Here is an 8,411-nt window from a genome sequence, read left to right as displayed (position 1 = left end):
AATGGTAGAAAAGGACTTAATCCTGTACAATACAGAACTAAATCCTTTGCCTAAATTAATTGTCTAACTTTTTGGGGTCAGTACATTCGGCCTATCTTTTTTATTTTCACTTTTATGTAAGCGTTCTCTTTTGCTTCAAATATGATATAATTTAGTTAATAGTAACGAGGAGGTTTTCCTATGAAACCCTATAAAATAAACCTATTCCGGCTAGGTCTACTCTTACCAACATATTTAGTCTTTAATGTTGTTTATGCGATTACTTATGATTCTGGAGGTTTTGCCTTTATAATTTTGTGGCCAGCATTTTTCTTCTCACTTGCTCTAATTTTTCTAGGAAATATTTTTATATTTAGAGATATCTCAAAATTAAAATCCTCCCTCGAAGATAATGAGTTTATTCAAAAGACTTCTACGATACAGTTAGTTCTAGCTACAATTGGATTTTTCATGCAAATAATAGGTTTTCCACTTAATTACATTGATAATTATCCAGTATTAGTTTGTGCCAGTATTATGTACTCTATCATTCTCCTTATCGGAATTTATCAGACGATAAAGTTAGGACAAGGGAAAGATATTTTGGCTATACTTGGCTTTGTCTTTGCATTTATGGTAATTTTATACACTTGCCTAGGACTAATCACAGCCACTTCCTCCTCAATTAAAAATACTACTCCCAATTTCGCTGAGGAATTCCAATCTCTTGGGCTTAAGGGAAAGGTTGAGTTAGTTGATAAACATAGAGAGATTGAAATGTTTAATGGAACAGTCTACAATCTAACATATACCGAAAATCTATCGGATGGAACTATTTTAAAAAAATATACTGACGCAAAAATTCATAAAGACGGAGAACACTTATCAAATTTCTTTCTTCCTTCAGGAACAGATCTCGAAACACTTCTTAATGACAAAGAAAAGGCACTATTTCACACTGTCAAACAAGACGAATTCAGTTTTTTGCTAGATGTATACAAAGAAAGACCGAATCTACAACAAGAAGAAGATAGTATCAAAAATACTACTGCTGACAAAATAAATAAGCTTTTTGATACACCAATAGCTTCTAGTTTTAAATTTGGAAAATATCCAATAGAAAACTACTATGTTGCAATTATGGCTCAGGCTGTCAGCAATCGAGAAAAAGGAGATTTTGATGCAGCTGGCTTTTATAATATTACAACAAAATATCTCATGAAAAACAAAGGTCTTACTCTCGATATTGATTGTGACCTTTCGAATATAAAGGCAGAAAATGCTAGTCCTGTAGAGACCTTAAAGGAAAAAATCTTATCTTTACCAAAAAATTCATTTTCCGATGGAATCTATAACATCAGTTGTTCCTATGATGAAAATGGAATAAAAAAGAAAGTTACCTGCCCATTTGTTGTTGAAGATGGTGTGGGACACTTTGAAGAGGATAAACTCCAAGAAGATAAAAACTAAATAGAATAAGGTTCAGTCATGTATGAATACAAAAAAATATTATAACAACTGACATAGTCCTTTAGCTAACCAATCAAAAACCAAGTCATCTTGTCCTATTTGTCATCACGACAAAGAAATCCAAAAATCTGAGATTGAACAGTATTTCAACTATTAAAAAGACCCGATCTTCTGACTAGAAGGTCGGCTTTTTTTGTTGCTCATCATTGCAAGGAAAACAAAAAACAGACCGAAGTCTGTTTCTGTATTCTATTAGAATTTTTTACGTTTACGAGCTGCTTCTGATTTACGTTTACGTTTTACAGAAGGTTTTTCATAGAATTCACGTTTGCGTGTTTCTTGAAGAGTACCAGCTTTAGTAACCGCACGTTTGAAACGACGAAGAGCATCGTCAAGAGATTCATTCTTACGTACTACTGTTTTTGACATGTTTTTCACTCCCTTCAAGCCTAAAATCTTATTTATTTTATCACACTTCTATATAGCTGTCAAGATTTTTTGCAACTTTTCTAGCATTTCAGATGAGGCCCTTTTTTCTTATTCCAACTTTTTCATTCATCCCATTTTATGATACAATGGAGTCTAAGAAAACATGAAGGAGACACCATGTCAGAAATTTATGATATTACCATTATCGGTGGCGGACCAGTCGGTTTGTTTGCTGCCTTTTATGGCAATCTACGTCAAGTAAAAGTCAAATTAATCGATTCTCTTCCTCAATTAGGAGGACAGCCAGCTATTTTGTATCCTGAAAAAAATATTCTCGATGTCCCAGGATTTACTAATTTAACAGGGGAAGAATTGAGCAATCGCTTGATCGAGCAAGTTCAGGGATTTGAGACTCCAATCTACCTCAATGAAACGGTTGAAGATATTCAAAAAGAGGGTGAAATTTTCACCATCACCACTTCTCGCCAATTGCATCAGTCTAAAGCTGTGATTATTGCCATGGGTGGCGGGGCCTTTAAACCACGCCCTCTTGATATAGACGGGGCTGAGGACTTTGACAATGTTCACTACCATGTTTCATCTATCCAACAGTATCAAGGAAAACATATCACTGTCCTTGGTGGTGGGGATTCCGCTGTAGACTGGGCTCTTGCCTTTGACAAGATCGCTCCGACGACCATCATTCACCGAAGAGATAACTTCCGCGCCCTTGAACACAGTGTAGAGGAATTGAAACATTCTTCAGTGCAGATCAAAACACCCTTTGTCCCAAGTCGCTTGATTGGCGAAAATGGTCATGCCACTCACCTTGAAATCACAAAAGTCAAATCTGATGAAACCGAACTCATCCCGATTGACCACTTATTTGTTAACTATGGCTTTAAATCTTCAATCGGAAACTTGAAAGAATGGGGTGTAGAATTGCAACGTCATAAAATTAAGGTTAACCGAAAACAAGAAACGAGCCTCGCTGGAATTTATGCCTGTGGAGACTGTTGCTTCTACGAAGGAAAGATTGATCTGATTGCGACAGGTCTCGGGGAAGCTCCAACAGCTGTGAACAACGCTATCAACTACATCTATCCAGATAAGAAGGTTCAACCCACTCACTCAACTAGTTTATAATAAAAAAGGCCAGTGGCCTTCTAGAATGTAGACAAACTATTTTTACTAAATAAGTAAAGTATTCTACAAAGAAGTCGCAACAAGTTCTAATTTTTAAAATGAATCAAAAATATACAAAAATTTTCCGCCGTGAGAAAAGTACTTAAAATGTGATCATTTCAAGCACTCGTGAGTTTTGAGACCTTAGGCTCAAAACTAAGTCATGGAACTTCGAAGAAGTTCGCTGACGTCCATACTCACCTAAGGAAAGTTTTTAAGATGACTTTGTCTTCAATCTGAAAGGCCAGCGGCCTTTTTTATTTATCTAAATCATCAGCAATCTTATTGATTTTTCGTAAACGGTGGTTAACACCGCTTTTTGAAATAGGAACTTGTAAGCTATCTGCAATCTGTTGGATGGAATAATCTGGATGGTTCATCCGGATATAGGCTACTTCTTGCAGGTCACTTGGCAGACTTCCTAGACCGATTGTATCCACAATTTTACTGATATTATTAATGGTTTTCATGCTGGCTGTAACTGTTCTTTGAATATTTGCCATCTCGGCATTATTGGCCCGATTGAGGTCATTGCGCGTCTCTCTCATGACCTTGATGGACTCAAATTCCTGCATGGCTTGCATGGCCTCTACGACAATCAGAAAATCAATAATATCTTCCGCTCGTTGCAAATAGGTTACCACTCCTTTTTTCCGCTCGATGGTCTTCGCATCTAGTAAAAATCCTTGCATGAGAAGGGCAATTCCTTCCGCGTGGTCTGTATAAACAGAATGAATTTCCAGCTGGTACTTCCCTTTTTCAGGATCTTTTATCGAACCACTCGACAGAAAAGCTCCTCGAAGATAAGCACGACTGGCTGCCTCGTCTTTAGAAATGCTGGCATCAATGCCCGTCTCAATCCCGAAAAAGGAATCTGCCAAATGAAGGTCTGCTAGAATAGCTTCTACTTTTTCATCCAAGAAAACCGTATAAACCCGATTCTTCCGTAAATTGGTCTTTTGGTGATGGCGAATATCTGATTTGGCCCCATAAAAATGAAGCAACAATTCATAGATATGACGAGCAATTTTAGCATTTTCTGTCGTCACCGATAAGGTCAAACCACCCGTAGAAATTCCAAGGCTCCCTGACATCTTAATAATGGCAGCCAATTCACTCTTTTCAAAGCGTTTGAGTGACAACAATTCTTCCTTGACGCGAACCGTAAAACTCATTTTCTCACCTGCACGATCTGCATCAGCTCTTCTACTACTTTTTCACCATCATGAAAGGCACCTCCATTGACCAACTTCAAGAAATCGGAAGAAATCACTTGAGGAACTTGCGAGTGCAAGCCCTTGAAATCGTGCTCTACCTGCACCAAATATTCATCAAATTTATTACTGTTCATGTAAGCTGCAGGAACCTGATTGATATTGACAAGGACGGTATCGATGAACTTTTCTCCCAAATGTTTGTGGAGCACGGCCACATGGTCACTATCTGTGAAATGCTCGGTTTCTCCTCTTTGGGTCATGATGTTACACACATAGGCTACTTGGGCCTTGGTTTCAAGGATGGCTTTCCCAATCTCATCGATCATTAAATTAGGGAGGATTGAGGTAAAGAGCGAACCAGGACCTAAGACGACCATATCACTTTCAAGAATCGCTTCCACCACTTTTTTACTAGCTTTTGGCCGCTCTTGATCAAAGGTATTGGTTACATAGACATGATCAATCATGCCGGTGTAGTTGGCAATGTGGCTTTCTCCTACCACTTCTTTTCCATCTTGAAAGACGGCGTGAAGGGTCAAGGGCCGATCACTCGACGGATAAATCTTACCTGTCGTGTGGAAGAACTTGGTCAACAACTGCATGGCATTATAGGTCGAACCTTGCATCTCTGAAATTCCTGCAATGATCAAATTCCCCAAAGGATGGCCAGCCAAAGGACCATCATCATCGGCAAAGCGGTATTGGAAGACCTTCTCATAAAAACGAGGCATATCTGACATGGCTACCAGTACATTTCGCAGATCCCCAGGTGGGGTCAATTTTTGGATATTCTTTCGCAGTTCACCAGAACTGCCTCCGTCATCCGCAACAGTGACAATGGCCGTAATATCAACGGGTTTCTTTCGTAAACTATCAAGGATAACAGAAATCCCTGTCCCACCACCAATAACCGTTACTTTTGGTTTTCTCATGAGCGATTCACCGTTTCTTTCCGTCTGTCCTTGTCTCTATGACTGCAATTGACTTGCCAATGCTTTTCTAAATCATGTGCTAACCGTTCTGCAAAAGCTACCGAACGGTGTTGGCCACCAGTACAGCCCATGGCAATGGTGAGAACGGATTTTCCTTCGCGTTTGTATGAAGGCAAAATAGGCACAATTAAATCGTGTAGATGACGATAAAAGTCCTCTGATTCAGGGTGATCCATGACATAATCATAAACAGCTGGATCTTGCCCTGTTAAATTCCGAAGCTCCAACTTGTAGTATGGATTTGGCAGAAAACGCACGTCAAAGACCAAGTCAGCATCGATCGGAAGGCCGTATTTAAAACCAAATGACATGACCTCAACCCGAAAATCTGGCTGATTGTCTTGACTAGCAAATTGTTCAGCAATTTCTTTCCTTAGATTACGAGGCGTTAACTCAGTCGTATCGACCACATTTTGACTAATATTTTTAAGCGGAGACAAGAGCTCTCGCTCCAAGGTAATCCCATCCAAGACACGCCCATCTGCTGCCAGAGGATGGCTTCGGCGGGTTTCCTTGTATCGTGCTACCAATTCACTGTCAGTCGCATCCAAGAACAAGACCTTGAAATCGAGGTCTTCTTGGTTGTCCAATTCATCCAAGACGGTGGGAATCTCATTGAAAAAAGAGCGGCTTCGCATATCCACAACAACTGCTAATTTATTATTGTCTGGACTAAGACGCATGAGTTCAATAAATTTCGGTAATAAGGCTGGTGGCATATTGTCGATGGTAAAGTAACCCAAATCCTCAAAAGATTGGATGGCGACGGTCTTACCAGCACCGCTCATCCCTGTCACTACGACCAGTTGAATCTTACTTTCTGTCATTTTCTCCTCCCAAAATAAAACAGAGTGGCTAACAGCTTCCTGCTCTCCACTCTGTCTTTTGTCTTTGAATTGTTATTAGGCTTTGATTTCCGCAATAACTTCAATTTCAACCTTCACATCACGTGGCAAGCGGGCTACCTCAACAGCTGATCGAGCTGGAAACTCATTGGTAAAGGCTGTTTTATAGACCTCATTAAAAGGTACAAAGTCATTCATATCACTTAAGAAGCAAGTGGTTTTGACTACATGATCAAAGTCTGTTCCGGCTTCTTTTAGAATGGCTCCGATATTTTTTAATACTTGCTCTGTTTGCTCTTGAATGGTTTGGCCAATAATTTCTCCTGTTTCAGGGGACAGGGGAACTTGACCACTTGCAAATAAGAGATTGCCGACAATTTTCCCTTGAACATAAGGTCCAATTGCTGCAGGTGCTTGATCTGTATGAATTGTTTTTGCCATCGTATTCTCCAAGTCTATTTACTTTTGCTGGTTTTCTCTTGCTAATTTTTCCCTTTGGAGACGCAATTTGCGTTTAGGGTTTAGCGTATTAAACAGTTCTTCTAATTTTTCAGCATTCCAAACATCAGCTGCTGAAACAAAATTTCCATTTTCATCTCGAAAAGAGATTGGTTTATCTCCCACTGAAAAAGCCTCATTTCTTATTTGGAATCCTAGATTCGGTCAGGATACACTTTAATCTACAAACTCAAATTCAAAGTTTCCGATCCGAACGATATCGCCATCTTTGGCCCCACGCGCACGGAGAGCTTCATCAACCCCCATTCCACGCAATTGACGGGCAAACTTCATCACCGCTTCATCACGATCAAAATTGGTCATGGTAAAGAGTTTTTCTAGTTTGTCACCAGACAAGACCCAAGCGGCATCGTCATCACGACTAATATCAAAGGCTGGTTGGTCTTCATCAAAGCCGTAGTAAACTTCTTCTTGCGCCAGTTCATCTTCAGTATACAAGAGGAATTCAGGCGTTTTATCAACCAACTCTGCCGTTGCTTCTAACAAATTGTCCAAGCCTTGTTGTGCAAGGCTAGAGATCGGAAAGATTTGTGGAAGCTCATCAAACTCATCGTAATTGGCCGCTAGTTTTTTCTTAAATTCTTTCAAATTTTCTTGGCTCTCTGGCATGTCCATTTTATTCGCCACAATAATCTGTGGACGCTCCATGAGACGAAGATTATAGGTTTCAAGTTCGTTATTGATCTGGACATAATCTTCATAAGGATCACGTCCTTCACTGGCTGACATATCAATGACATGCAAGATGACACGGGTGCGCTCGATGTGGCGAAGGAACTGAGTTCCTAATCCGACACCTTGGCTAGCTCCTTCGATCAATCCAGGAAGGTCAGCTACCGCAAAGGATTCTCCAGACGGTGTTCGAACCATTCCCAAATTTGGAACGATGGTTGTGAAATGGTAGGCTCCAATCTTTGGCTTAGCTGAAGTGATGACGCTAAGAAGGGTCGACTTCCCAACAGATGGAAAACCAACCAAACCAACGTCCGCCAAAATCTTGAGTTCCAGTGCCAATTCGCGTTCTTGACCAGGTTCTCCATTTTCAGAAATTTCAGGTGCTGGATTCTTGGGAGTTGCAAATCGAATATTGCCACGGCCACCACGGCCACCGTGGGCGACAATGTATTCTTGACCATTTTCGACCAAGTCCGTAATGACTTTCCCCGTCTCAACATCTCGCACGGTCGTCCCTTGGGGAACGCGTACATAGAGATCTTCTGCTCCCCGTCCGTGCATGCCCTTGGTCATTCCTTTTTCCCCACTTTGGGCTTTGAAATGACGGTTATAGCGGAAGTCCATCAAGGTGCGCAAGCCTTCGTCTACCACAAAGACGACGTTCCCTCCACGGCCTCCATCACCGCCCCAAGGCCCCCCATTGGGGACATATTTTTCACGACGGAAGGCCACCATGCCATCTCCGCCATTTCCAGCCTTGACCTTAATCTTAGCTGTGTCTAAAAACATACTCATAAATGAATGATTTCCTTTTTATCTATGTGCACCTTAATTTAATAAGAAAGGGCACCGATTGCTGTAGCAAAAATCGCACCAACTGTTACGATCAACATGATCACAATAACCACCATGGTAATCATTTCGAATGGTGTTTTTTTACGTTTTCCGTTATCCCCAAAAGCCACTTTTTATACCTCATTACTATAAATTCATTAGCCCTATTTTACCACGAAATAGGGGATTTTTCAAATAGAGCCTACACAAAAAGAGACTGGGACAAAAGTCCTAGCCTCTTCATTGCTTTTGGATTGTCGAGCAAG

At 40.4% G+C, this 8,411-nt stretch carries 10 protein-coding genes; 2 read left to right on the top strand and 8 right to left on the bottom strand.

The window, feature by feature from the left end:
• Positions 1 to 180: 180 nt before the first annotated feature.
• Complete coding sequence (locus BTU61_RS03350) at positions 181 to 1,449, top strand: hypothetical protein (RefSeq protein ID WP_200772328.1); 1,269 nt, start codon at positions 181 to 183, stop codon at positions 1,447 to 1,449.
• A gap of 252 nt (positions 1,450 to 1,701) precedes the next feature.
• Here the strand turns inward: BTU61_RS03350 and rpsU are convergent, their stop codons facing one another.
• The gene (gene rpsU, locus BTU61_RS03345; RefSeq protein WP_000048054.1) at positions 1,702 to 1,878 is read right to left on the bottom strand and encodes a 30S ribosomal protein S21; all 177 of its coding nucleotides are present in this window, start codon (positions 1,876 to 1,878) and stop codon (positions 1,702 to 1,704) included.
• Between the two features lie 177 nt (positions 1,879 to 2,055).
• Here rpsU and BTU61_RS03340 point away from each other — a divergent pair, with 177 nt between their 5' ends.
• Complete coding sequence (locus tag BTU61_RS03340; RefSeq protein WP_200772327.1) at positions 2,056 to 3,024, top strand: NAD(P)/FAD-dependent oxidoreductase; 969 nt, start codon at positions 2,056 to 2,058, stop codon at positions 3,022 to 3,024.
• A 296-nt stretch (positions 3,025 to 3,320) separates the two neighbouring features.
• Here BTU61_RS03340 and whiA read toward each other — a convergent pair whose 3' ends face one another.
• The 7 genes from whiA to BTU61_RS03305 form a co-directional block, all read right to left on the bottom strand.
• Positions 3,321 to 4,238, bottom strand: a complete 918-nt coding sequence (gene whiA / locus BTU61_RS03335) for a DNA-binding protein WhiA (protein WP_200772326.1) — start codon at positions 4,236 to 4,238, stop codon at positions 3,321 to 3,323.
• Positions 4,235 to 5,212 (bottom strand): YvcK family protein, encoded by a 978-nt coding sequence (locus BTU61_RS03330; RefSeq protein WP_200772325.1) that lies wholly within the window; start codon positions 5,210 to 5,212, stop codon positions 4,235 to 4,237. The genes whiA and BTU61_RS03330 overlap by 4 nt, the downstream gene beginning before the upstream one ends.
• A complete protein-coding gene (rapZ, locus tag BTU61_RS03325) occupies positions 5,209 to 6,099 on the bottom strand; it encodes an RNase adapter RapZ (protein ID WP_200772324.1) in 891 nt (296 codons plus the stop codon). The genes BTU61_RS03330 and rapZ overlap by 4 nt, the downstream gene beginning before the upstream one ends.
• Positions 6,100 to 6,174: 75 nt before the next feature.
• On the bottom strand, positions 6,175 to 6,558 hold the full coding sequence (locus tag BTU61_RS03320) for a RidA family protein (protein ID WP_200772323.1): 384 nt from the start codon (positions 6,556 to 6,558) through the stop codon (positions 6,175 to 6,177).
• 18 nt (positions 6,559 to 6,576) lie between these two features.
• Positions 6,577 to 6,741 (bottom strand): hypothetical protein, encoded by a 165-nt coding sequence (locus BTU61_RS03315; RefSeq protein WP_200772322.1) that lies wholly within the window; start codon positions 6,739 to 6,741, stop codon positions 6,577 to 6,579.
• Between the two features lie 51 nt (positions 6,742 to 6,792).
• Positions 6,793 to 8,106, bottom strand: a complete 1,314-nt coding sequence (gene obgE, locus BTU61_RS03310) for a GTPase ObgE (protein ID WP_200772321.1) — start codon at positions 8,104 to 8,106, stop codon at positions 6,793 to 6,795.
• 38 nt (positions 8,107 to 8,144) lie between these two features.
• The gene (locus BTU61_RS03305) at positions 8,145 to 8,276 is read right to left on the bottom strand and encodes a DUF4044 domain-containing protein (RefSeq protein ID WP_003011566.1); all 132 of its coding nucleotides are present in this window, start codon (positions 8,274 to 8,276) and stop codon (positions 8,145 to 8,147) included.
• Positions 8,277 to 8,411 lie beyond the last annotated feature (135 nt).

Origin of the sequence: Streptococcus lactarius, assembly GCF_016642265.1 — a bacterium.
In the GTDB taxonomy this organism is placed as follows: domain Bacteria; phylum Bacillota; class Bacilli; order Lactobacillales; family Streptococcaceae; genus Streptococcus; species Streptococcus lactarius.
The sequence above is the reverse complement of the archived record's forward strand: the minus strand, read 5'-3'. Positions and strand labels throughout refer to the sequence as shown.

Bases quoted from the DNA above. Each gene is read 5' to 3' on its own strand.
- BTU61_RS03350 (WP_200772328.1), top strand. From the start codon at position 181: ATGAAACCCTATAAAATAAACCTATTCCGGCTAGGTCTACTCTTACCA.
- rpsU (WP_000048054.1), bottom strand. From the start codon at position 1,878: ATGTCAAAAACAGTAGTACGTAAGAATGAATCTCTTGACGATGCTCTT.
- BTU61_RS03340 (WP_200772327.1), top strand. From the start codon at position 2,056: ATGTCAGAAATTTATGATATTACCATTATCGGTGGCGGACCAGTCGGT.
- whiA (WP_200772326.1), bottom strand. From the start codon at position 4,238: ATGAGTTTTACGGTTCGCGTCAAGGAAGAATTGTTGTCACTCAAACGC.
- BTU61_RS03330 (WP_200772325.1), bottom strand. From the start codon at position 5,212: ATGAGAAAACCAAAAGTAACGGTTATTGGTGGTGGGACAGGGATTTCT.
- rapZ (WP_200772324.1), bottom strand. From the start codon at position 6,099: ATGACAGAAAGTAAGATTCAACTGGTCGTAGTGACAGGGATGAGCGGT.
- BTU61_RS03320 (WP_200772323.1), bottom strand. From the start codon at position 6,558: ATGGCAAAAACAATTCATACAGATCAAGCACCTGCAGCAATTGGACCT.
- obgE (WP_200772321.1), bottom strand. From the start codon at position 8,106: ATGAGTATGTTTTTAGACACAGCTAAGATTAAGGTCAAGGCTGGAAAT.